Source organism: Blastococcus sp. SYSU DS0828 (genome assembly GCF_054050975.1).
The window spans coordinates 38423-61135 of the sequence record NZ_JBJHAK010000006.1; the positions used below are offsets into that span (position 1 = coordinate 38423).

A 22713-nucleotide genomic window follows, 5' to 3' on the forward strand; every position below is an offset into this window, starting at 1 on the left:
CGGAGCGTGGTGCTCGGGCCGGTCAGCCGACGGCGTCGGCGTCCTGGGCCGGGCCCGGGTCCGGCCGGTCACCGGCCGCTCCGGGAGCCCCCTGTTCGGGATCCGCGCGGAGCCGGTCCGCCGCGGGCGCGGCGAGCCCCTCCAGCAGCGGACCGGCCGACGCGTTGTGCCGGAGCAGCCGCCACCGGCCGCTCTGCCGGGCCAGCTCGCTCCACCCGCAGTTGTCCAGCGGCCCGAACACGCGCCGGTGGTCCGGCCCGAGCTCCAGCAGCGCCTCGATCAGCCGGCCGCTCGTGCCCCCGTGGGTCACCACCACGGCCACGTCCGCCGGTGGCAGGTCGGCGAGCCCTGCGACCACCCGCGAGACGACCGCCGGGGCCTCCTCCCCACCGCGGCCCCGCACCGGCCGCCCGGCCAGCCAGTCCGCGTACTGCTCGGGGTACCGGTCGGCCACCTCCTCGCGGGTGAGGCCTTCCCACGCGCCCATCCCGTGCTCGCGGAACCTCGGGTCCAGCCGCAGCGGCACGTCCAGCAGCGAGGTGAGTGCCCGCGCGGTGTCCGCGGCGCGGCCGAGGTCGCTGGCGACCACCGCCGTCGACCGGGGCGTCAGCCCGGCCGAGGCCACGAGGTGCGGTGCGGCGTGGACCGCCTGCGCCCGCCCGACCTCGTCGAGCGGTGGGTCGAGCTGCCCCTGGAACCGTCCGGCCGCGTTCCACCCGGTGCGCCCGTGCCGCCAGACCACCAGCCGGGTCACCGGCAGCTCGGGCACGGCCGGGGAGGTCACTGGCCGGCCGTCTCCGCGACCGACGGGGAGCCGGCGTCCGCCGGGGCGCCCGGGGCGGACCCGGGGTCGGCCGCGTCGGTGAAGGGGATGGACGGGCAGTCCTTCCAGAGGCGCTCGAGGGCGTAGTAGGCCCGCTCCTCGGCGTGCTGGACGTGCACCACGACGTCGATGAAGTCCAGCAGCACCCAGCGCGCCTCGGCCACGCCCTCGCGGCGCACCGGCTTCACGCCGTGCTCCCGCAGCCGCTCCTCGACCTCGTCGACGATGGCCTGGACCTGCCGCTCGTTGGGTGCGGACGCGAGGACGAAGGCGTCGGTGATGGCGAGCCGCTCGCTGACGTCGACGATGGTGACGTCGGTGGCCAGCTTGTCCGCGGCGGCCTGGGCGGCGAGCAGCGCGGTCTCCCGGGCCTCGGGCGAGGCGGTCATTCGGGCACCTCCTGGAGGTGGGACGTCGTGGGTGGGGTGCGAGCACCGTCGGGGCCGGTGGTGTTCCCGGGCCCGGTCGGGGGTGGGCGGTCGTAGGTGGGGCGGTCACCCGCCGGGCGCCCGTCGCGGGCCTGCCCGGGGGCAGGGCGCCGCGCGGGCTCGCGGTAGAGGCCGCGCTTCTCGATGTACTGGACCACGCCGTCGGGCACGAGGTACCAGACGGGCATGCCGCGGCCCACCCGGTCGCGGCAGTCGCTCGAGCTGATGGCAAGCGCGGGGATCTCCACCAGGCTGACCCCGCCCTCGGGCAGGTGGCTGTCGGCCAGCGTGTACCCGGGGCGCGTGACCCCGATGAAGTGCGCCAGCTCGAAGCACCGGGCACCGTCGCGCCAGGTCATGATCTGGGCCAGGGCGTCGGCGCCGGTGATGAAGAACAACTCGGCCCCCGGACGCTGGGCCTGCAGGTCGGTGAGCGTGTCGAAGGTGTAGGTGGGCCCGCCCCGGTCGATGTCGACCCGGCTCACGGAGAACCGCGGGTTCGACGCCGTCGCGATCACGGTCATGAGGTACCGGTCCTCGGCCGGGCTCACCACCTGGTCGCTCTTCTGCCACGGCTCACCGGTGGGCACGAACACCACCTCGTCGAGCCCGAACAGCCCGGCGACCTCGCTGGCGGCGACCAGGTGCCCGTGGTGGATGGGATCGAAGGTCCCACCCATCACACCAACTCGTCGTCCCGCCACCGGCCGAGCGTATCCGGGGGTGCCGACCCCGCGCCGCGAAGACCGGCCCGCGCACCCCACCGGGCCGACGGCGACGGCGACCGGCTCCCCCGTGCAGCCGGTCGCCGTCCGGCCGCGCCGGTGCGGCCGGCGGGTGACGACACGTCGGCACCGCGTTGTCCAACGGAGCCGGCAGCGTGCGGTTACGCACCGACCCGGAAGCACCTCGGGGCCGCCGGCGCACCGGCACGTCGGTCCCTTCTCACAGGGTGGTGACGAAGTCGGCGAGCTGAGCGGCGTTGCGGCACTCGACCATGTCGATGACCTCGCCGTACCGGTCGGCGGCGGAGTCACCGCTCCCCCAGAGCCGGCGCGGCTCGGGGTTCAGCCAGTGCGCCGAGCGGGCCTTCGACACCAGGCCGGCCAGCACCGGGACACCCGGCTGCCGGTAGTTGGTCCGCCCGTCGCCGAGCACGAGCAGCGACGTCTTGGGACCGATGGCCGAGGCCCAGCGGTCGGCGAACACGTCGAACGCGGTGCCGTAGTCGCTGTGCCCGTCGAAGCCCACGACCTGGGCCTCGCGGCCGATCCGGGCGATGGCGTCGGCGACGTCCACACCCGGCCGGAAGAACCGGGTGACCTCGTCGGTGGAGTCGACGAACGCGAACGCCCGCACACCGGTGAAGTGCTCCCGCAGCGCCTGGGTGAGCATCAGCGTGAAGTGGCTGAACCCGGCCACCGAGCCGCTGACGTCGCAGAGCACCACGAGCTCGGGCTTGTGCACCTTGCGCGGCCGGTGGTGGGTGACCACCGGGACCCCGCCAGTGCCGAGCGAGGCCCGCACGGTCTTGCGGAAGTCCAGCCGGCCCTGACGCCCGAGGCGCCGGCGGGCGGAGAGCCGGACGGCGAGCCGGCGGGCCAGCGGGGCCACCGCCCGGCGCAGCTCGGCGAGGTCGGCCGACTGGGCGCGGAGGAAGTCGACCTGGTCGGCGAGCGGCCGCACGGCGTTCTTCGCGACCCGGTCGCGGCCCTTCTCCGCCGCCGTCCGCCGGCGGACCTCTGCCTCGACCGCGGTCCGGAAGGCCGCCAGCCGGTCGCGCACCGTCTGCCGCGCCACCTGCTCGGCCAGGCCGCCACGGCCGGACTCCCCGAGCAGCCCGGCGAGCAGCTGGGCCACGAGCGTGTCCGGCGAGAGCGCCCGCATCACCCGGTAGCTGAAGTACGACTGCCCCGACGGGGTGGGCTGCCCCTGCCCCAGGAGGTCGACTGCTTCGCGGGCGAACCGGCGCAGGGCCTCGGGGTCGCCGTCCTGCAGCAGCTGGAGCAGCTCGTCCCGCATCTGCGCGGCGAGCGCGGCGTCGTCGGGGACGTCGAGGGTGGACTCCCCCGGCTCGCCCGGGCCGTCGCCGTCCCTCGCGTCGGGCGCCGGGCGGTCGCCGAGCGGCCACCACAGGTCGAACAGCACGTCGTAGGCATCGCGTTGCGCGGCGCGCTGCAGCAGCACGGCCGCGAGCCCGTGCCGAAGCTGCTCGCGGTCGAGCAGGTCGACGACGGTGAGGATCTCCGCGGCGTCGACCGCCTGGCTGATCCCGACCGGGATGCCGGCCTCGCGGACCGCCCGCACGAACCCGTCCAGGTGCCCGGCGAGCCCCCCGGGCTCCCGGACCGGCGCGACCGGCTGCCCCATCAGTTCAGCCGCAGCTCGGCCGCGGCCCGCGTCTGGTCGCTGGCGTGCTTGAGCACGACGCCGAGCGTCGCGGCCATCGCCGGCTCGTCGAGGGTGTCCAGCCCGAGCTCCAGCAGGGTCTGCGCCCAGTCGAGGGTCTCCGAGATCGACGGCGACTTCTTCAGCTCCAGCCCGCGCAGCGCCCGCACGGTGGCCACCAGCTGGTCGGCCAGCCCCGCGGCGAGGTCGGGCACGCGGGACAGCACGATCTCCCGCTCCCGCTCGGCCGACGGGTAGTCCAGCGCCAGGTACAGGCAGCGCCGCTTGAGGGCCTCGGAGAGCTCGCGGGTGGCGTTGGAGGTGAGGACGACGGTCGGCCGGCGGGTGGCCGCGATCGTGCCGAGCTCCGGGATGGTGACCTGGAAGTCGCTGAGCACCTCGAGCAGCAGCCCCTCGACCTCGACGTCGGCCTTGTCGGTCTCGTCGACGAGCAGCACGGTCGGCTCGGTGCGGCGGATCGCGGTCAGCAGCGGCCGGGAGAGCAGGAACTCCTCGCCGAAGATGTCGTCGTGCACGGTGTCCCAGTCGGCGCCGCCCTCGGCCTGGGACGCCTGGATGCGCAGCAGCTGCTTCTTGTAGTTCCACTCGTAGAGCGCGCGGGCCTCGTCCAGCCCCTCGTAGCACTGCAGACGGATCAGCTCCGACCCGGTGGCCGCCGCCAGCGCCTTGGCGAGCTCGGTCTTTCCGGTGCCCGCCGGCCCCTCCACCAGCAGCGGCTTGCCCAGCCGGTCGGCGAGGAAGACCGTCGTCGCGATCTGCGCGTCGGGCAGGTAGCCGGCGGTGGACAGCCGCTTGCTGACGTCCGCGACCGACGAGAAGTGGGGGGACTGCGACGGCGGGCGGGGCATGCGACTCCTCGAGAGGCGGCAGGGTCAGCGCGTGTGGCCGGACCCCGTGACGACGTACGTGGTGGAGGTCAGCTCGGGCAGGCCGAGCGGGCCCCGGGCGTGCAGCTTCTGGGTGGAGATGCCGATCTCGGCGCCGAAGCCGAACTCGCCGCCGTCGGTGAACCGGGTGGAGGCGTTGACCAGCACGGCGGCGGCGTCGACCCCGGCGGTGAAGTCGGCGATGGCGCGGGCCGAGTCGGCCACGATGGCCTCGGTGTGGCCGGTGCTCCACCGCGCGATGTGCTCCAGGGCCTGCGGCAGGTCGTCGACGATCCGCACCGCCATGTCCATCGAGAGGTACTCGGTGCCCCAGTCCTCGTCGGTGGCTGGGACGACGCCGTCGTGCGCGGACCGGGCGGCGTCGTCACCGTGCAGCGTGACGCCGGCGCCGGCGAGCGCGGCGAGCAACCGGGGCAGGAACGGGACGTCGCGGTGCACCAGCAGCGTCTCCGCGGAGTTGCAGACGCTCACCCGGTGGGTCTTGGAGTTGAGCACCACCGCCTCGGCGATCTCCGGGTCGGCGGAGGCGTCGACGTACACGTGGCAGTTGCCCTCCCCGGTCTCGATGACCGGCACCCGCGACTCGCGCACCACCCGCTGGATCAGCGAGGCGCCGCCGCGCGGGATCACCACGTCGACCAGACCGCGGGCGTTCAGCAGCTCCCCCACCGACGCGCGGTCGGCCGGGAGCAGCTCGACGAACCCGGCGGGCAGCCCGGCCTTCTCCCCGGCCTCGGTGAGGACGGCGAGCAGCGCGGCGTTGGTGCCGAACGCCGACGCCGACCCGCGCAGCAGCGCCGCGTTGCCGCTCTTGAGGCACAGGCCCGCGGCATCGACGGTGACGTTCGGGCGCGCCTCGTAGACGATCCCGACCACGCCGAGCGGGACGCGGACCTGCTTCAGCTCCAGCCCGTTGGGCAGCCGGGAGCCGCGCACCACGTCGCCCACCGGGTCGGGCAGCGCGACCAGCTGGCGCAGCGCGTCGGCGACGCCGGCGACGCGGCCGGCGTCCAGGCGCAGCCGGTCGACGATCGCCTCCGGCGTGCCGTCGGCCCGCGCGGCGGCGACATCGGCCGCGTTGGCGGTCAGGATCTCGTCGGTGCGCTCGACCAGCGCGTCGGCCATCGCCGTCAGCGCGGCGTCCTTGGTGTCGGTCGGCAGGGTGCGCAGCACGCGGGAGGCGGCCTTCGCGCGCAGCGCGGCGGCGCCGATCAAGGGCAGGCCGGAGACGTCGGACACGCCCGTGAGGGTACGCGGCGGGCGCCCCCGCCCCACCTCCGTCCGGGCCCCTGGACCGCCCACGGACCCGGCGTGCGAGAATGATTCTCATGCGCATCGCCGCCTCCCGGGCCGCCCTCACCGCTCTCGCCACCACCGGCGTGCTCCTCGCCGCCGGGTGCGCATCCGATGGCGGAGGCGGTGCGAGCGGCGACGAGGTCTCCGTGGTCGCGGGCTTCTACCCGCTGGAGTGGGCCGCGGCCCGCGTCGGCGGGGAGCGCGTCTCCGTCTCCTCGCTGACGCCGTCGGGAGCCGAGGCGCACGACCTCGAGCTGACCCCGCGTGACGTCGCCGCCGTCGGGGACGCCGACCTGCTCGTGTACCTGGAGGGCTTCCAGCCGGCGCTGGACGAGGCGGCTGCCTCCGAGGCCGGCGACGCTGCCTGGGACGCCGGCCAGGCCGCGGACCTCGTCGAGGGCGAGCACGAGGAGCACGCCGACGAAGCGCACGCCGAGGACGACCACGCGGACGAGCACGCGGACGAGCACGCGGACGAGGAGCACGCCGAGGAGGAGCACTCCCACGGCGACGAGTCGACCGACCCGCACTTCTGGCTGGACCCGACCCGGCTGGCCGCCGTGGGCGACGCCCTGGCCGAGCGCCTGACCGAGCTGGACCCCGACGGCGCGTCGACCTACGAGGAGAACGCCGCCGCCCTGCGGGCGGACCTGGAGTCCCTCGACGAGGAGATGCAAGCCGGGCTCGCCGACTGCGCCGTCGACACCCTGGTCACCAGCCACGACGCCTTCGGCTACCTCGGCGAGCGCTACGGTCTGGAGGTGGTCGGCATCAGCGGGCTGAGCCCGTCCCAGGAGCCCAGCCCTGCGCAGCAGGCCGAGATCGCGGACCTGGTCCGGGAGCACGGGATCACGACCGTCTACACCGAGACCCTGGTCGACCCCGCGGTCGCCGAGACGGTCGCGGAGGAGGCGGGTGCGCAGGTCGCCGTGCTCGACCCGATCGAGGGGCTCACCGACGAGTCCGCGGGCGAGGACTACCTGCAGGTGATGCGCGCCAACCTTGCCACGCTGCAGGAAGGCCAGTCCTGTTCATGACCGCACGCTCCGGCGCCGCCGTCCGGCTGAGCGGCGCCAGCATCGGCTACGACGACGTGCCGATCGTGGCCGGCGTCGAGCTGACGGTGCGGCACGGCGAGGCGGTGGCGATCCTCGGCTCGAACGGCTCGGGCAAGACGACCCTCGCCCGGGGCCTGCTGGGCCTGGCCACCGTGCTCGACGGAGAGGTCGAGGTCCTCGGCGCGCCGGTGGGCCGGCTGCGCGAACGCGGGCGGATCGGCTACGTGCCGCAGCGGCACACGGTCAGCGGAGCGGTACCCGCCACCGTCCGCGAGGTCGTGTCGGTCGGCCGGCTGGCCAGGCTGGGCCTGTTCCGGCGGCTCGGAGCGGCCGACCGCGTGGCGGTCGGCGAGGCCGTCGCCGCCGTCGGGCTCGCGGACCGCATGGAGGAGCCGGTCGCCTCCCTCTCCGGCGGCCAGCAGCGCCGCGTCCTGGTGGCCCGGGCGCTGGCCGCCCAGCCCGAGCTGCTGATCATGGACGAACCGACCGCCGGGGTGGATGCCGCCAGCCAGCACGCGCTGGCCGAGGTGCTCGGCCGCGTGTCGGCGACCGGCACCACCCTGCTCGTGGTCACCCACGAGACCGCGCCGCTGGCCGGCGTGCTCACCCGCGCGGTCGTGGTCGACCACGGGCGGATCGCCTACGACGGGCCGCTGACCGGCGCGGAGCCGGCCACGGGCCACGATCACCACTGCGGGGAAGCGGCGGAGCCGGAACGGCCGGGGTACCGGCTCGACCAGCCGACCGTGACGGCGCGGACGGCGAAGGGGAGCCGCTGACGTGGAGATCCTCGAGTACGGGTTCATGCAGCGCGCCCTGCTCGCCTCGCTGATGGTGGGGCTGGTCGCGCCGGCGGTGGGGGTCTTCCTCGTCCAGCGCCGGCTCTCGCTGCTCGGCGACGGTCTCGGGCACGTCGCCCTGACCGGGGTGGCGATCGGGGTGCTCACCTCCACCGCCCCGGTGGGCGCGGCCCTGGTCGCGGCCGTCCTGGGCGCGGTGCTCATCGAACTGGTCCGCGCCCGCGGCCGCACCAGCGGCGACGTCGCGCTCGCCGTCCTCTTCTACGGCGGCATCGCCGGTGGCGTGGTGCTGCTCAGCCTCGCGCCGAGGGGCCAGGCCACGAACCTCGACGCCTACCTCTTCGGCGCCATCACCACCACCGGCGCCGGCGACCTGGTCGTCTTCGCGGTCATCGCGCTCACCGTGCTCGCCGCCGTCGCCCTGCTGGGCCAGCGGCTCTACGCGGTGAGCGACGACGAGGAGTACGCCCGGGCCGTCGGCCTCCCGGTCCTCGCCCTGAACGTCGTCCTCGCCGCCCTGGTCGCCGCCACCGTGGTGCTCTCCATGCGCATCGTCGGCCTGCTCCTGATCAGCGCGCTGATGATCGTGCCCAGCGCGGTGGCGCAGCTGCTGGCGCGCAGCTTCCGGCAGGCGCTCTACCTGGCGTGCGGCATCGGCCTGGTGGTCAGCGTCTCCGGGACGACGGCGTCGTACTACACCGGCACCCCCTCGGGCGGGACGATCGTGCTGCTGGCGATCGCGGTCTTCCTCGTCGTGTCCAGCGCGGTGGCGCTGCGGGAGGCCACCGCGCGCCGTCGGCACCGGCGGCGCGGCCCGGTCCACGGCGCCCATCCGCACGAGCACGGCGAGGGGTGCGGCCACCGGCCGGTACCGCACGGCGACCACGTCGACTACGACCACGACGGCCACCTGCACGCCCCCCACCTGACCGGCGCGGGAGTCCACTACGACGAGCACGGCACGGCGACGGTCCCCGGCGGGCCCGGGACGGGAGGTGCACGGTGAGCACAGCCGACCAGACCGACGGCAGCGCCCGGCGGCCGAGCCGCCAGCGCAGCGCGGTCCTCGCGCTGCTGGAGGAGCTCGACGGCTTCCGCAGCGCCCAGGACCTGCACGCACTGCTGCGCGAGCGCGGTGACTCGGTCGGGCTGGCGACGGTCTACCGGGCACTGCAGGCCCTCGTGGACGACGGCCAGCTCGACGTGCTGCGCAGCCCCGACGGTGAGGCGGCCTACCGCCGCTGCTCCCCCAGCCACCACCACCACCTCGTGTGCCGCTCGTGCGGCATGACGGTGGAGGTCGCCGACCCCCCGGTCGAGCGCTGGGCCGCCCGCATCGCCGCGGAGCACGGCTTCGCCGACGTGCAGCACGATCTCGAGGTGTTCGGGACCTGCGCCGACTGCGCGTCGTCCCGCGGCTGAGCCCCCTGCGCTCGACCCGTCGGACCGCGCCGGATCAGCGGTCGCGCAGGGCCCGCAGCGCGGCCTTCCGGGCGTCGCCGGTGAGCCGGTCGAGGAACACCTTGCCGTCGAGGTGGTCCACCTCGTGCTGGAGGCAGCGGGCCATCAGCCCTTCGCCCTCCAGCCGCAGCGGCTTGCCGTCGACGTCGAACCCCTCGGCGACGCAGCGCATCGCGCGCACGGTCGGCGCCCAGATCCCCGGCACCGACAGGCAGCCCTCGTCGCCGTCCTGGATCTCCTCGGACCGCTCGACGATGACCGGGTTCACCATGTGCCCGATGACCCCGTCGATGTTGTAGGAGAACGCGCGGACACCTACGCCGATCTGGGGAGCCGCCACCCCGGCCCGGCCGGGGTGGTCGACGGTGTCCTCGAGGTCGCGGATCAACGCGGCCAGCCAGCCGTCGAAGGCCCGGACCGGGTCGGAGGGGGTGCGCAGCACCGGGTCACCGAGTTCGCGGATGGGGCGGATGGTCACCCGGGCAGTCTCTCAGCCGGGCTGCAGCCCTCAGCGCAGGCGTCCGACCAGGACCATCTCGTCGCGGTGCACGACCTCCCGGCGGTGCTCGGGCGGCAGGTCGCCGGTCTTGCGCCCGAGGAGCGACGGCAGCTCGCGGGCGTCGTAGGCGACCAGCCCGCGGGCGACGACCACGCCGTCCGGCCCGACCAGCTCCACCGGGTCGTCGGCGAGGAACTCCCCCACGACGCCGGTGATTCCCGCGGCCAGCAGCGAGGCGTGCCGCTCCCGGAGAGCGGCCACCGCGCCGTCGTCGAGGACCAGGCGGCCGCGGGGGCGGCTGGCGTAGCGCAGCCAGAACTGGCGGGCGCTGGGCCGCTTGCCCATGGGGGCGAACAGCGTGCCCACCCGGTTCCCACCGAGCGCGGGGGCGGCCTGGGGCGTGGAGGTCACGACGACCGGGACGCCGGCGTGCGCGGCGATGAAGGCCGCCTCCACCTTGGTCGCCATGCCGCCGGTGCCCACGCCGTTGCGGCTGGCCGAGCCGAGGGCGACGGCGGCGAGGTCCGCCGGGTGGCGCACGGTGTCGACCAGCTGCGCCGGGCCGATGCGCGGGTCGCCGTCGTAGACGCCGTCGACGTCGGAGAGCAGGACCAGCGCGTCGGCCCGCGCGACGTGGGCGACGAGCGCGGCCAGCCGGTCGTTGTCCCCGAAGCGGATCTCCTCGGTGGCCACGGTGTCGTTCTCGTTGACCACCGGGAGGACGCCGAGGCTGAGCAGCTTGTCGACCGTCTGCTGCGCGTTGCGGTAGTGGCTGCGCCGGGTCAGGTCGTCGGAGGTGAGCAGCACCTGGCCGACGGTGATCCCGTGCCGGGCGAACGCGTCGGCGTAGGTCTGCACCAGGCGCAGCTGCCCGACGCTCGCCGCCGCCTGCGCGGTGGCGAGGTCACGAGGGCGCCCGTCGAGGCCGAGCGGCGCCAGCCCCGCGGCGATCGCGCCCGAGGAGACCAGGACCACCTCCCGGCCCGACGCCCGGACGGCGGCGAGGGCGTCGACCAGCGCGGTGAGGCGTGCGACGTCCAGGCCCCCGGGCAGCGTGGTCAGCGAAGAGGAGCCGACCTTGACCACGACCCGGCCCGCGCCGGCGATCGAGGGCCGGGCCGCGGTCTCGGCGGCCGCGCGGGTCACCGGGGGTCCTTCCCGGGCAGGTCGTCGTCCATCCCCTCGAGGTCCTCGTCGGTCCAGCCGTCCTCGGTGACCTCGAAGGGCACCCGGCGGGCGCGCTTGGCCGCCAGTCGCTCGGCCGCCCCGATGCGCTCGGTGACCTCGAGCCGGTTGTCGGTCCCGCGGCCACCCAGGCCCGCGGACTCCTCGGCGGTGAGCGTGCCCGCCGGAAGCGTCGGCGCCCAGTCGAAGGTGACGTCGCCGATGGTCACGGCGTCGCCCTCGCGAGCGCCGGCACGGGCCAGCTGCTCCTCCACCCCGAGGCGGTTGAGCCGGTCGGCGAGGTAGCCGACGGCCTCGTCGTTGGTGAAGTCGGTCTGCCGGACCCACCGCTCGGGCTTGACGCCGCGGACGACGAACGCCTCCGGGTCGGCAGGGTCGCGCTCCACGGTGAAGCCGGAGTCGTCGACCGCGCGCGGGGTCAGCGTCACCCGCACCGGCTCGGGCGCCGGGAGCGAGGCACGGTGCTCCTCGACGGCCGCGGCCAGCGCGTACCCGAAGGCCGCCAGCCCCTCGCCGGTGACGGCGCTGATCGGGAACACCTGCAGGCCGCGCTCCTCGAGGGCGGGGCGGACCAGGTCGACCAGCTCGCGGCCGTCGGGGACGTCGATCTTGTTGAGCACGGCGATCCGGAGCCGGCCGACGAGGTCGAGCTCCTCCCCGCCGTACTCCGCGAGCTCGTGCTCCAGCGCGTCGATGTCGGTCTCGGGGTCGCGGCCGGACTCCATGGTCGCCATGTCGATGACGTGCACCAGGACGGCGCAGCGCTCGACGTGCCGGAGGAACTGCAGGCCCAGCCCCTTGCCGGCCGAGGCGCCCGGGATCAGGCCGGGCACGTCGGCCATCGTGTAGACGGTGTCGCCGGAGCGGACCACGCCGAGGTTGGGCACCAGCGTGGTGAACGGGTAGTCGGCGATCTTCGGCCGGGCCGCGGACATGGCGGCGACCAGCGAGGACTTGCCGGCCGACGGGTACCCGACGAGGCCGACGTCGGCGATGCTCTTGAGCTCCAGCACCGCGTCGAACGCCTCGCCCGGCTCACCGAGCAGCGCGAACCCCGGCGCCTTGCGGCGGGGGTTGGCCAGCGCGGCGTTGCCCAGCCCGCCCTTGCCGCCGTGGGCGAGCACCACGCGGGTGCCGGCGCCCACCAGGTCGGCGAGCACGCGGCCGTCGGGGGTGCTGACCACGGTGCCCTCGGGCACCCGCAGCACGCGGTCCTCGCCCCGGGCGCCGTGCCGGTTGCTGCCCGCACCGGGGCGGCCGTTGGCCGCCTTCTGGTGGGGTCGGTGGTGGAAGTCCAGCAGGGTGTGCACGTTCGGGTCGACCTCGAGGACGACGTCGCCGCCGTCCCCGCCGTTGCCCCCGTCGGGCCCACCGAGCGGCTTGAACTTCTCGCGGTGCACCGAGGAGACGCCGTGCCCGCCGTTGCCGGCAGCGACGTGGATGGTGACCCGATCGACGAAAGCGGCCATGGGTGTCGAGCGGACGAGTCCGCGCCGCCTCCTACCTACCTGTCAAGCGCGACGAGCGCACGGGCCGGTCGGCCCGTGCGCTCGTCGCGAAGCGAACTGCTTGTCGGCCCCGTCCAGAGGAGGACGGGGTCCTCTTTCAGGCCTCGACCGCAGTGATGGAGACGGTCTTGCGTCCCCGTCGCGTGCCGAAGGTGACCGAACCCGGCGCGAGCGCGAACAGCGTGTCGTCGCCGCCGCGGCCGACGCCGAGGCCCGGGTGGAAGTGGGTTCCGCGCTGGCGGACGATGATCTCGCCGGCCTTCACGACCTGGCCACCGAAACGCTTGACGCCGAGGCGCTGCGCGTTCGAGTCGCGGCCGTTGCGGGAGGACGAGGCGCCCTTCTTGTGTGCCATGTCGGCGTCAGCCCTTCGAGATGTCGCGGACCACGACGCTGGTCAGGGGCTGACGGTGCCCCTGCCGCTTGTGGTAGCCGGTCTTGTTCTTGAACTTGTGGATGTGGATCTTCGGGCCCTTGCCGTGCTCGAGGATCTCACCGGTCACGGTCACCTTCGCCAGGGCCGCCGCGTCGCTGGTGACGGTGTCGCCGTCGACCAGCAGGATGGCCGGGAGGGCGACGGTGTCGCCCGCCGCGCCCTGCAGGCGGTTGATCGTGAACGTGTCGCCCACGGCCACCTTGTGCTGGCTCCCGCCGGCCTTCACCACTGCGTACACCACTGACTCCTCGTTAGCTTCTTCACGTCGAGCTCTGTGTCCGGCGCGCACGACCGGGGGGCGCCGGGTGCTTGGACGGGCTGCGCACGCCGTCCCGGCGGCACCCGGAGGCGCCTGCGCGGTGGCGCAGCAACCCGACCAGCGTACCCGAGGCTGCCCGCACCGGTCGACACGCCCCGGCTGTGGCCCTGGCGACCCCGCTCCCCCGGGCCCGCGCCCCCGTCCGGGGCCGCCGGACGGGGCCGCGGGGCACTGCCAGGGACTAGGACACCGGCGGACCGGCCGGCCGGCTGGCCGCCCGGCGGCGGCGCGGCCGGGCAGCCGCGGCCGGCGCCTCGCCGTCGCCGGCGGCCGGCTCGGCCGGTGCTGCCGGGGTCTCGGCCCCGGCGTCGGCGGCGTGCGCCACCCCGCCGGGGACGACGTCGGCCGTCGTCGTCGCCGGGGTGATCGGCTGCGCGGACTCGGCCGGCGCCTCGACGGCGCCGACCTCACCGGCCGGGAGCACGTCCTCGGCCTCGGTCTCCGCGACCGGCACCGGGGCGGGCGCGGTCTCGGGCAGCGGCTGGACCGTCGTCACCCGCGCGTCGACCCGCTGTGCGGGCGGCACGACCACCGGCGCCTCCGGACCTGCCGGCGCGTCGTCCGGGCCGGTCCGCCCGGGCTCCGGCGAACCGGCGACCGGGGCCGGGACGACCGGATCGACGTCCTCGACCGTCTCGGCCGAGCCGTCGGCCACGGGCTCGCTCGACGGCGTCCCGTCGTCGGCGCGGGTGCCCGCGAGCACGGCGGCGTCCTCGGCCGCGCGCTCCTCCCCCGACTGCCCGCGGTTGCGCCGGCCGCGGCTGCGACGTCCGCCGCCGCGGCCGCCCTCGACGGCCTCGCCGTCACCGGCGGGCGCCTCCGCCGCGCCCGCGCCGGTCGCCTCGACCTCCTCGGCCTCCTTCGCGACGGCGTCCTTGCCGCCGCGGCTGCGCCCGGACTCCTTGCCACCGGCGTCCTTGCCGCCGGAGTCCTTGCCGCCGGAGTCCTTGCCGCCGCCGGAGTTGCTCCCGCCGCCGTTGCCACCGCCCCGGCGCTTCTCGTCCACCGGGTCGAGGTGCACGACGATGCCGCGCCCGCGGCAGTGCTCGCAGGACTCGGAGAAGACCTCCAGCAGGCCCTGGCCCACGCGCTTGCGGGTCATCTGCACCAGGCCCAGCGAGGTCACCTCGGCGACCTGGTGCTTGGTGCGGTCGCGGCCCAGGCACTCGGTGAGCCGGCGCAGCACGAGATCACGGTTGCTCTCGAGCACCATGTCGATGAAGTCGATGACGATGATGCCGCCGATGTCGCGCAGCCGGAGCTGGCGGACGATCTCCTCGGCCGCCTCCATGTTGTTGCGCGTCACGGTCTGCTCGAGGTTGCCGCCCGAGCCGGTGAACTTCCCGGTGTTGACGTCGACGACCGTCATCGCCTCGGTCCGGTCGATCACCAGCGAGCCGCCCGACGGCAGCCAGACCTTGCGGTCCAGCGCCTTCGTCAGCTGCTCGTCGATCCGCAGGTCGTGGAAGACGTCGCCCTGGCCGGTGTAGCGGGTCAGCCGCGCGGTGAGCTCGGGGCTCACGTGCGCGACGTAGGCCTCGACGGTGTCCCAGGCGTCGTCGCCCTGGACCACGAGCTCCTTGAAGTCCTCGTTGAAGACGTCGCGGATCACCCGGATCGCCAGGTCGGGCTCGCCGTAGAGCAGGGTCGGCGCGTTCGACGTCGACTCGGACTTCTGCTTGATGACGTCCCACTGCGCCTTCAGCCGGTTGACGTCGCGGGTGAGCTCCTCCTCCGAGGCGCCCTCCGCGGCGGTCCGGATGATCACGCCGGCGTCCTCGGGGACGATCCGCTTGAGGATGTCCTTGAGCCGCTGGCGCTCGGTGTCGGGCAGCTTGCGGCTGATCCCGGTCATCGAGCCGCCGGGCACGTAGACGAGGAAGCGACCGGGCAGGTTGATCTGCTGGGTCAGCCGGGCGCCCTTGTGGCCGATCGGGTCCTTGGTGACCTGCACCAGGATCTTGTCGCCGGACTTGAACGCCTGCTCGATCGAGCGCTGCTTGCCCGAGAGCCCGACGGCGTCCCAGTTCACCTCACCGGCGTAGACGACGGCGTTGCGGCCCTTGCCGATGTCGACGAACGCCGCCTCCATGCTGGGCAGCACGTTCTGCACCCGGCCCAGGTAGACGTTGCCCGCGAAGGAGGTCGCCGAGGCCTGGGTGACGTAGTGCTCGACGAGGATGTCGTCCTCGAGCACGGCGATCTGCGTCCGCTCGCCGCGCTGGCGGATCACCATCTTCCGGTCGACGGCCTCGCGGCGGGCGAGGAACTCCGACTCGGTCAGGATCGGCTGGCGACGGCGCCCGGTGTCCCGGCCGTCCCGGCGGCGCTGGCGCTTGGCCTCGAGCCGGGTGGAGCCGGCGATGCCGCGGACGTCGTCGTCGCTGGTGCTGCGGCCGTTGCGCCCGGCCCGCTCGGGACGGTCGTCGTCGTCGGTGTCGTCGGAGGACTCGTCCGCGCCGGAGCTCCCGCCACGGCGACGGCGGCGCCGCCGGCGGCGGGTGCCCGACCCGGTCGACCCCTCGTCCTCGCCCTCGTCCTCGTCGGTGTCGGTCGCAGCACCGGAGGTCTCGTCGTCCTCGGTGTCGTCGGCCTGCGGTCGCTCGTCGCCGCCGTCCTCGTCGGAGTCGGCGTCCGAGGAGTCCTCGCCGCTGCGGCCCCGCCCGCGGCCGCGCCGGCCCCGGCGGCGACGCCGGCTCGCCGACGAACCACCCTCGTCGCGGTCCTCGCCGGACTCGTCGCGGTCGTCGGTGTCCTCGGCCTGCTCGTCCTCGGTGTCGGCCTCCGCCCGCTCCGGCTGCTCCTCCGCGGGGCGGCGGCGGGACCGGCTGCGGCGGGAGCGGGGCGCCTCGTCGGCGGTCGCGTCCTCGCCGTCCTGGTCGCCCGCGGCGTCGTCGACGTCGGGTTCGGGGGACTCCGCCGGACGGCGGCTGCGCCGGCGGGGCGCGGGCGGTGCGTCGTCGGGCGGCGCCACGAAGCTCACGAACGCGGGGATCGGCGCGGCCGCGACGGGTCGGACGGCCTCGACGTGGTCGGGGTCGGCCGCGGCGGCCGGCCGGGTGGCCCGGCGGCGGGGGCGGGCCACGACGGCCGTGGGCTCCGGTGAGCTGAACTGGGCGCCGAACCGCGGTCCGGCCGGTTCGGGCTCGGGCGTCTCGGCCGCGGCGCCGTCCGGGGCGTCCGCGGTGTCGTCGGCGGCCGCCGTCCCGTCGGCGTCCTCGGCGTCCGGCGCCCCTTCGTCGGGGGTGGCCGGCGTGCCGGTGACCTCCGCCTCGGCGGGCTGCGGTGTGCCCGGCGGGACCGCGGTCTCCTGGGTGTCGTCGTTCTCGGTGGTCGGGTGGTCGGTGTCAGCCACGAGGGCTCTCGCCTCCTGTGCTGCTCCCGGGCGCCGATCGAGAGGACTGGCGGCCGCGCAGGAGCACGGGTTGGGCGGGGCGGGCCGCCGCGCGGGGTACGGCGGACTGGCTCGCCCTGCGAAGTCTGTGGGCGGCTCCCGCGCGACGGTTGCCGCGGCGGGGAGCCGGATGTGGTGGTGCGCACCTCCGGTGACGCCGGGGGTGGTGGTGCGGGTCCTGCGGTGGTCTGGGCATCCGGGCCGGGTGGCCTGGAACGGGCGCGTCACGTCTGGCAGCCGTGGCGCTCGACAGCGCGCGGTCTCCGGGCGTCCGCCGGTCAGACCGTCGCGTGCTCCCCCTGGCAGCGGGTGCGCGCCGCACGGTCAGGACCGAACGGATCGGCCACGGTCCCGGTGTCGTCGAGCCGGCCCTGCGCCTCACGCACGGCCCGGGGGGGCAACGGCGGGCGCAGGTCGGCGACGGCAGCCAGGGCGGCCAACACGTCGTCGGGTCGTACAGCGGGCGTCACCTGCCGGACGACCATGTGCAGTATGGCACAACCTGCCTCCTCCGACGCTGACGCGCTGGCCACGGCGGGGCGCGCGTCCACGTCCTTGAGGCCGTTCTTGGTCCGCTTGGCGACGGTGACGACGTCGGCCGCGAGGAACTTCTCGACCGCCGGGGCGAGCTCCTCCAGGCGCACGCCGGGCAGTTCCACGCGCCAGACGGAGGTGTCGATGCGGTCGGCCAGCGACCCGGTCCCCTCCTGCGCCTCGACGACCTCCAGGACGGCGATGTCCGGCGGCAGCGCGGTGTCGAGCGCGACCCGCACCGCCTCGGGGTCGCAGCGGATCGCCACCCCGATCTCCAGGTACTCCGCCTCGCTGGCCGACCCGGTCGGCGCGGCCCCGATGTAGGAGATCTTCGGGTGCGGGCTGAACCCGGCGGAGAACGCCATCGGCACCTGGGCCCGGCGCAGCGCCCGCTCCAGGGCCCGGGCGAGGTCGCGGTGGGAGGCGAAGCGGAGCCGGCCCCGCTTGGCGTAGCGGATCCGCAGCTTCTGGACGGTCGGCGGCGGCGGCGGGCCGTCGGGCTGGCGAGCCATGTGGTCTTCCCCGCTCAGACGACGGTGAGCGGCAGCAGGCTGCGCCCCGTCGGCCCGATCTGGATCTCGGTACCCATGGTGGGACAGACCCCGCAGTCGTAGCAGGGGGTCCACCGGCAGTCGGCGACCTCCTCCTCCGACAGGGCCTCCTGCCAGTCCTCCCAGAGCCACTCCTTGTCCAGGCCGGAGTCCAGGTGGTCCCAGGGCAGGATCTCGTGCTCGGTGCGCTCGCGGGTGGTGAACCAGTCGAGGTCGACCCCGAAGGCGGCCAGCTCCTCGGCGGCGGCCTGGGTCCAGCGCTCGTAGGAGAAGTGCTCGCTCCAGCCGTCGAACTTGCCGCCCTCGCGCCACACCCGCTCGATGACCCGGCCCACCCGGCGGTCGCCCCGGGAGAGCAGGCCTTCGATCACGCCGGGCTTGCCGTCGTGGTAGCGCAGGCCGATGGAGCGGCCGATGCGACGGTCGGCGTTGATGGCCTGGCGCAGCACCCGCAGCCGGTGGTCGATGGTCTCGGCGCTCGCCTGGGCCGCCCACTGGAACGGCGTGTGCGGCTTGGGCACGAAGCCACCGATGGAGACGGTGCAGCGGATGTCCTTGCGGCCGCTCGCCTCGCGGCCGGCGCGGATCACCTCGACCGCGAGCTCGGCGATCTCCAGCACGTCCTCGTCGGTCTCGGTCGGCAGCCCGCACATGAAGTAGAGCTTCACCTGCGTCCAGCCGTTGGCGTACGCCGTCGTCACCGTGCGGACGAGGTCCTCCTTGGACACCGTCTTGTTGATGACCCGGCGGATGCGCTCGCTGCCGCCCTCGGGGGCGAAGGTCAGCCCGCTCCGCCGGCCGTTGCGGGAGAGCTCGTTGGCCAGCGTGACGTTGAAGGCGTCCACGCGGGTGCTGGGCAGGCTGAGGCTGGTGTTGGTGCCCTCGTAGCGGTCGGCGAGCTGCTTGGCCACCTGGCCGATCTCGGAGTGGTCGGCGCTGGAGAGGCTGAGCAGGCCGACCTCCTCGTAGCCGGTGGCCTTCAGCCCCTGCTCGACCATGGAGCCGATGCCGGTGATCGTCCGCTCGCGCACCGGGCGGGTGATCATCCCGGCCTGGCAGAACCGGCAACCGCGGGTGCAGCCGCGGAAGATCTCCACGCTCATCCGCTCGTGCACGCTCTCGGCGAGCGGCACCAGCGGCTGCTTCGGGTAGGGCCACTCGTCGAGGTCCATGACGGTGCGCTTGCCGACCTTCGCCGGGACGTCGTCGCGCGTCGGGGTCACCGCGGCGATCGTGCCGTCGGGGCCGTAGGAGAACGCGTAGAAGCGCGGCACGTAGACGCCGTCGACGCGGGCCAGGCGGGCCAGCAGCTCCTCGCGGCCGCCCGGGCGCCCCTGCGCCTTCCACGCCTTGACGACGTCGGTGATGTCGCCGACGGCCTGCTCGCCGTCGCCCAGGACCGCGCAGTCGACGAAGTCGGCGACCGGCTCGGGGTTGAAGGCGGCGTGCCCGCCGGCGACGACGACCGGGTGGGTCTCGTCGCGGTCGACGGCGTGGAGCGGGACCCCGGCGAGGTCGAGGGCCTCGAGCAGGTTGGTGTAGCCCAGCTCGGTGGCGAAGCTGACGCCCAGGAGGTCGAAGTCGCGCACGGAGCGGTGGCCGTCGACGGTGAACTGCGGGACCCCGTGCTCGCGCATCAGCGCGGCGAGGTCGGGCCAGACGGCGTAGGTGCGCTCGGCCAGGGCGTCGGGGCGCTCGTTGAGCACCTCGTACAGGATCATCAGCCCCTGGTTGGGCAGCCCCACCTCGTAGGCGTCGGGGTACATGAGCGCCCAGTGCACGTCCGCGGACTCCCACGGCTTGGTCTGGGCGTTGAGCTCACCACCCACGTACTGGATGGGCTTCTGGATCTGGGCCAGCAGCGGCTCGAGTCGCGGGTACAGCGACTCGCCGGCGGTGGTGCGGAGCTCTGCAGTCATGACCGGTCCAGGGTAGCCGCCGCCCCGCCGGGCCCGTGTTGGTCAGGTGACCTGATCGTTAGGGGTCCTGGCTCAGCGTCGACCGTGAGCCAGGACCCCACACGGTGAGCCAGGGCAACGACCCTTGCGCCATCCCGTTGTATTTATGCTACGGTTTGTCGCATGGGAAGACAGCCAAAGGGTGAGGCGGACAAGGTCCACGACCGCATCGCCGTGCTCAGGGCCGACCGTGGCGTGAGCCGGAAGGAACTCGCGGACGCCGTCGGCGTCCATCCGCAGACGATCGGCTACGTGGAGCGCGGCGAGTACAGCCCGTCGCTGGCCCTGGCCCTGCGCATCGCCCGCTACTTCGACCTGCCGGTAGAGGCGATCTTCTCCCTCGACCCGCTGCCCTCGCTCAGCCAGGAACTCCTCAGGAGGACGTCGTGACCATCTCCCCCGAGCAGACCTACCTCGCCCGCACGTTCGAGGACGGGCGATACGCCTGGGCCCGTTCGCTGACGAACCGTCGCCGCGCCGTCGTCGCCGAGGCCGTCCTCCTGGTGGCGCTGATCGCGGCCACCCTCACCGCCGCGATCAGCGGCACCGGGTGGTCGACGTGGTTCTTCGCCGCGTGGACGGCCGGGATGCTGGTGTTCATCCCGCTGCACTCACTGCTCAACCTGGGCATCCGCGGCGTCTTCGACCGCAGCACCCGGTCGCTCGACGAGCACCAGCAGCGGGTGCGCGAGCGGTCGTACAGCGCGGTGGGCTGGCCGAGCACCGCCCTGCACTTCGCCGCCTGGTTCGGTGCCGTCACGCTCGTCGCGCTCACCGAGCACGTGGACCTCGCGCTGTGCCTGGGCTTCCTGCTCTGGTTCTCCGCCGGGTTGCTGTCCTACTGGCACCTGGCCTGGACCGCCCCCGAGGAGCCGGCCGACGCCGACTCCTGAACCGCCCCCTGATGTGCCGAGATCATGTGATCTCGGCACATCAGGCGCGTCCGAGCGCCGAGATCACGGGATCTCGGCGACGAGGAGAGATCTCAGCCCAGGTTCGGGAAGAAGAGCTTCACCTCGCGCTCGGCGGACTCGGGCGAGTCGGAGCCGTGCACGATGTTGTTCTGCACCTCGAGGGCGAAGTCGCCGCGGATGGTGCCGGGGCCGGCCTTCACCGGGTCGGTGGCACCGGCCAGGGCGCGGAACGCCTCGATGGCCCGCGGCCCCTCGACGACCAGCGCCATGAGCGGGCCGCTGGTGATGAACTGCACCAGGTCGGCGAAGAACGGCCGCTCGCGGTGCTCGGCGTAGTGGGTCTCCGCGGTCTCCCGGTCCAGGGTGCGCAGCTCGGCGGCGACCAGGCGCAGCCCCTTGCGCTCGAGCCGCGTGATCACCTCACCGACCAGGCCACGGGAGACGCCGTCGGGCTTGACGAGGACGAGAGTGCGTTCGGTCACGGGGCGGCAGCCTACGGGGTGGCCGCTCCACCGCCGTCGGCGTCGGTGCCCCGAGGCTCCTCGACCGGCCCGAACGGGGTGCCCACCAGCTCCTTGCGCACCTGCAGCAGGTAGGCCCAGATGAGCAGAAAGGCGCCCGCCACGAACCACATGACGCCGTTGAGCAGGCCGGTGAGCAGCAGCGGCACCTGCAGGACGGTGCCGATCAGCAGACCTCGCTCCCGGCGCTGCAGGCCGGACGCGAGGATCAGCACCACCGCCAGGACCAGCAGGACGGTCAACCGGACGGCGCCGAGCCCCTCCTCGGTCTGCGCGATGCCGCGGGGCACGAAGAGGACGGCGATGCCTTCCAGCACCAGGATCGCGGCCGCGGCCCCGCGCAGCGCCTTCGCCGCGCGCAGCGGGTCGGCCGCGGTCACCGCGAGCCCCGGGCCATCAGCGTGCGGGCCTCGCCGGCGGTGATCACGCTGCCGGTGACCAGCACGCCGGAGCCGCCCAAGGCGTCGTCCGGGCCGGCCTCGGCGAGCTCGATCGCCTCGGTGATCGCCTCACCCAGCTCTGGCTGGACGCTCACCCGGTCGGCGCCGAAGACGTCGACGGCCAACGCGCCGAGCTCGTCGGCGGGCATGGCGCGCGGCGAGCTGTTCTGGGTGACGACCAGCTCGGCGCAGACCTCCTCCAGGGCGGCCAGCATCCCGGCGACGTCCTTGCCGTGCACGCACCCGACCACGCCGACGAGCCGGGTGAAGTCGAAGGACTCCCGGAGCGCCTCGACGGTCGCGCGCATGCCGGCCGGGTTGTGCGCCGCGTCGACCAGCACCGTCGGGCTGGTGCGCACCCGCTCCAGCCGGCCGGGTGACCGGACGGCGGCGAAGGCGGCGCGCACCGTCTCCTGCTCGATCGGGCCGGTCGCCGCGCCCGCGCCGAGGAACGCCTCGACCGCGGCGAGCGCCGTCACCGCGTTCTGCGCCTGGTGCGCCCCGAAGAGCGGAAGGAAGACCTCCTCGTACTCCCCGCCGAGCCCCTGCAGGCGCACCTGCTGCCCGCCGACGGCGACCGTGCGCTCCAGCACGCCGAACTCGGTGCCCTCGCGGGCGACCACCGCCTCGACCTCCACGGCGCGACGGACCAGGGTGTCGAGCGCCCCGGGCTGCTGGTGGGCCAGCACCGCGATGGCGTCGGGCTTGATGATCCCCGCCTTCTCCCCCGCGATCGTGGCGACGTCCGGGCCGAGGTACTCGGCGTGGTCGAGGTCGACCGGGGTGACGACGGCGACGCGGGCATCGGCGACGTTCGTCGCGTCCCAGGTCCCGCCCATGCCGACCTCGATGACGGCGACGTCGACCGGCGCGTCGGCGAACAACGCGTAGGCCATGCCGACCATGACCTCGAAGAAGCTCAGCGGGACCTCGCCCGCGGCGTCGACCATCTGCACGTAGGGCGCGATGTCCTCGTAGGTCTCGACGAACCGCTCGGCGCTGACCGGCTCACCGTCGACGACGATCCGCTCGCGGATCGACTCCAGGTGCGGGCTGGTGAAGCGGCCCACGCGGAGGCCGAAGCCGCGCAGCAGCTCGTCGATCATCCGGGCCGTCGTCGTCTTGCCGTTGGTGCCCGCCACCTGGATGACCGGCATCGCCCGGTGCGGCGATCCCAGCAGGTCGACCAGGGCGTTGATGCGGGTGAGCGAGGGATCCAGGCGGCTCTCCGGCCAGCGGGCCAGCAGCTCCTTCTCCACCCGGGCCATGTCACCGGTGCTGCTGTTGCTCAT

General features: G+C 74.5%; 23 protein-coding genes. 6 read left to right on the forward strand and 17 right to left on the reverse strand.

Annotation, left to right across the window (positions count from 1 at the left end):
* Positions 1–22: 22 nt before the first annotated feature.
* The 6 genes from ACI79Q_RS06590 to ACI79Q_RS06615 all read right to left on the reverse strand — a co-directional run bounded on the left by ACI79Q_RS06590 (position 23) and on the right by ACI79Q_RS06615 (position 5786).
* The gene (locus ACI79Q_RS06590) at positions 23–784 is read right to left on the reverse strand and encodes a histidine phosphatase family protein (protein WP_456587586.1); all 762 of its coding nucleotides are present in this window, start codon (positions 782–784) and stop codon (positions 23–25) included.
* Positions 781–1212 (reverse strand): ribosome silencing factor, encoded by a 432-nt coding sequence (gene rsfS, locus ACI79Q_RS06595; protein ID WP_456587587.1) that lies wholly within the window; start codon positions 1210–1212, stop codon positions 781–783. The genes ACI79Q_RS06590 and rsfS overlap by 4 nt, the downstream gene beginning before the upstream one ends.
* Positions 1209–2015 (reverse strand): nicotinate-nucleotide adenylyltransferase, encoded by an 807-nt coding sequence (nadD, locus tag ACI79Q_RS06600; RefSeq protein ID WP_456614416.1) that lies wholly within the window; start codon positions 2013–2015, stop codon positions 1209–1211. The genes rsfS and nadD overlap by 4 nt, the downstream gene beginning before the upstream one ends.
* 181 nt (positions 2016–2196) lie before the next feature.
* On the reverse strand, positions 2197–3621 hold the full coding sequence (locus ACI79Q_RS06605) for a vWA domain-containing protein (protein WP_456614417.1): 1425 nt from the start codon (positions 3619–3621) through the stop codon (positions 2197–2199).
* The gene (locus ACI79Q_RS06610) at positions 3621–4508 is read right to left on the reverse strand and encodes an AAA family ATPase (protein ID WP_456587590.1); all 888 of its coding nucleotides are present in this window, start codon (positions 4506–4508) and stop codon (positions 3621–3623) included. The genes ACI79Q_RS06605 and ACI79Q_RS06610 overlap by 1 nt, the downstream gene beginning before the upstream one ends.
* A gap of 24 nt (positions 4509–4532) precedes the next feature.
* Positions 4533–5786: a glutamate-5-semialdehyde dehydrogenase gene (locus ACI79Q_RS06615; RefSeq protein WP_456587591.1), complete on the reverse strand. Its 1254-nt coding sequence runs from the start codon at positions 5784–5786 to the stop codon at positions 4533–4535.
* A gap of 89 nt (positions 5787–5875) precedes the next feature.
* Between ACI79Q_RS06615 and ACI79Q_RS06620 the strand changes: the two genes are divergently transcribed.
* The 4 genes from ACI79Q_RS06620 to ACI79Q_RS06635 are packed head-to-tail and all read left to right on the forward strand — an operon-like array spanning position 5876 to position 9123.
* On the forward strand, positions 5876–6880 hold the full coding sequence (locus ACI79Q_RS06620; RefSeq protein WP_456614418.1) for a metal ABC transporter substrate-binding protein: 1005 nt from the start codon (positions 5876–5878) through the stop codon (positions 6878–6880).
* Entirely contained in the window at positions 6877–7680 is an 804-nt protein-coding gene (locus tag ACI79Q_RS06625; RefSeq protein ID WP_456599513.1) for a metal ABC transporter ATP-binding protein, read from the forward strand. Before ACI79Q_RS06620 ends, ACI79Q_RS06625 begins: the two co-directional genes overlap by 4 nt.
* Before the next feature lies 1 nt (position 7681).
* Positions 7682–8707: an iron chelate uptake ABC transporter family permease subunit gene (locus tag ACI79Q_RS06630; protein WP_456612696.1), complete on the forward strand. Its 1026-nt coding sequence runs from the start codon at positions 7682–7684 to the stop codon at positions 8705–8707.
* Entirely contained in the window at positions 8704–9123 is a 420-nt protein-coding gene (locus ACI79Q_RS06635; protein ID WP_456587595.1) for a Fur family transcriptional regulator, read from the forward strand. Before ACI79Q_RS06630 ends, ACI79Q_RS06635 begins: the two co-directional genes overlap by 4 nt.
* A 34-nt stretch (positions 9124–9157) precedes the next feature.
* Here the strand turns inward: ACI79Q_RS06635 and ACI79Q_RS06640 are convergent, their stop codons facing one another.
* The 8 genes from ACI79Q_RS06640 to ACI79Q_RS06675 form a co-directional block, all read right to left on the reverse strand.
* Positions 9158–9640: a peptide deformylase gene (locus ACI79Q_RS06640; protein WP_456587596.1), complete on the reverse strand. Its 483-nt coding sequence runs from the start codon at positions 9638–9640 to the stop codon at positions 9158–9160.
* Positions 9641–9670: 30 nt separating this feature from the next.
* The gene (gene proB / locus ACI79Q_RS06645; protein WP_456587597.1) at positions 9671–10807 is read right to left on the reverse strand and encodes a glutamate 5-kinase; all 1137 of its coding nucleotides are present in this window, start codon (positions 10805–10807) and stop codon (positions 9671–9673) included.
* Positions 10804–12315, reverse strand: coding sequence for a GTPase ObgE (obgE, locus tag ACI79Q_RS06650; RefSeq protein ID WP_456587598.1), 1512 nt, complete (start codon positions 12313–12315; stop codon positions 10804–10806). The genes proB and obgE overlap by 4 nt, the downstream gene beginning before the upstream one ends.
* Positions 12316–12451: 136 nt before the next feature.
* Positions 12452–12709, reverse strand: a complete 258-nt coding sequence (gene rpmA, locus ACI79Q_RS06655) for a 50S ribosomal protein L27 (RefSeq protein ID WP_014375373.1) — start codon at positions 12707–12709, stop codon at positions 12452–12454.
* 7 nt (positions 12710–12716) lie between these two features.
* On the reverse strand, positions 12717–13028 hold the full coding sequence (rplU, locus tag ACI79Q_RS06660; protein WP_092195728.1) for a 50S ribosomal protein L21: 312 nt from the start codon (positions 13026–13028) through the stop codon (positions 12717–12719).
* 262 nt (positions 13029–13290) lie between these two features.
* Positions 13291–16464: an Rne/Rng family ribonuclease gene (locus tag ACI79Q_RS06665; RefSeq protein WP_456614419.1), complete on the reverse strand. Its 3174-nt coding sequence runs from the start codon at positions 16462–16464 to the stop codon at positions 13291–13293.
* 317 nt (positions 16465–16781) lie between these two features.
* Positions 16782–17549, reverse strand: coding sequence for a TIGR03936 family radical SAM-associated protein (locus tag ACI79Q_RS06670; protein WP_456587600.1), 768 nt, complete (start codon positions 17547–17549; stop codon positions 16782–16784).
* Positions 17550–17563: 14 nt separating this feature from the next.
* Positions 17564–19507 carry a TIGR03960 family B12-binding radical SAM protein gene (locus tag ACI79Q_RS06675; RefSeq protein ID WP_456587601.1) on the reverse strand — a complete coding sequence of 648 codons (1944 nt, stop codon included), beginning with the start codon at positions 19505–19507 and terminating at the stop codon, positions 17564–17566.
* Between the two features lie 162 nt (positions 19508–19669).
* Here ACI79Q_RS06675 and ACI79Q_RS06680 point away from each other — a divergent pair, with 162 nt between their 5' ends.
* On the forward strand, positions 19670–19936 hold the full coding sequence (locus ACI79Q_RS06680; RefSeq protein WP_456587602.1) for a helix-turn-helix transcriptional regulator: 267 nt from the start codon (positions 19670–19672) through the stop codon (positions 19934–19936).
* Positions 19933–20439, forward strand: a complete 507-nt coding sequence (locus ACI79Q_RS06685; protein ID WP_456599506.1) for a hypothetical protein — start codon at positions 19933–19935, stop codon at positions 20437–20439. The genes ACI79Q_RS06680 and ACI79Q_RS06685 overlap by 4 nt, the downstream gene beginning before the upstream one ends.
* A 92-nt stretch (positions 20440–20531) precedes the next feature.
* Here ACI79Q_RS06685 and ndk read toward each other — a convergent pair whose 3' ends face one another.
* The 3 genes from ndk to ACI79Q_RS06700 are packed head-to-tail and all read right to left on the reverse strand — an operon-like array spanning position 20532 to position 22713.
* Positions 20532–20942, reverse strand: coding sequence for a nucleoside-diphosphate kinase (gene ndk, locus ACI79Q_RS06690; protein WP_456599505.1), 411 nt, complete (start codon positions 20940–20942; stop codon positions 20532–20534).
* Positions 20943–20953: 11 nt separating this feature from the next.
* A complete protein-coding gene (locus ACI79Q_RS06695) occupies positions 20954–21361 on the reverse strand; it encodes a DUF4233 domain-containing protein (protein ID WP_456587605.1) in 408 nt (135 codons plus the stop codon).
* Positions 21358–22713, reverse strand: a complete 1356-nt coding sequence (locus tag ACI79Q_RS06700; protein WP_456614420.1) for a bifunctional folylpolyglutamate synthase/dihydrofolate synthase — start codon at positions 22711–22713, stop codon at positions 21358–21360. The genes ACI79Q_RS06695 and ACI79Q_RS06700 overlap by 4 nt, the downstream gene beginning before the upstream one ends.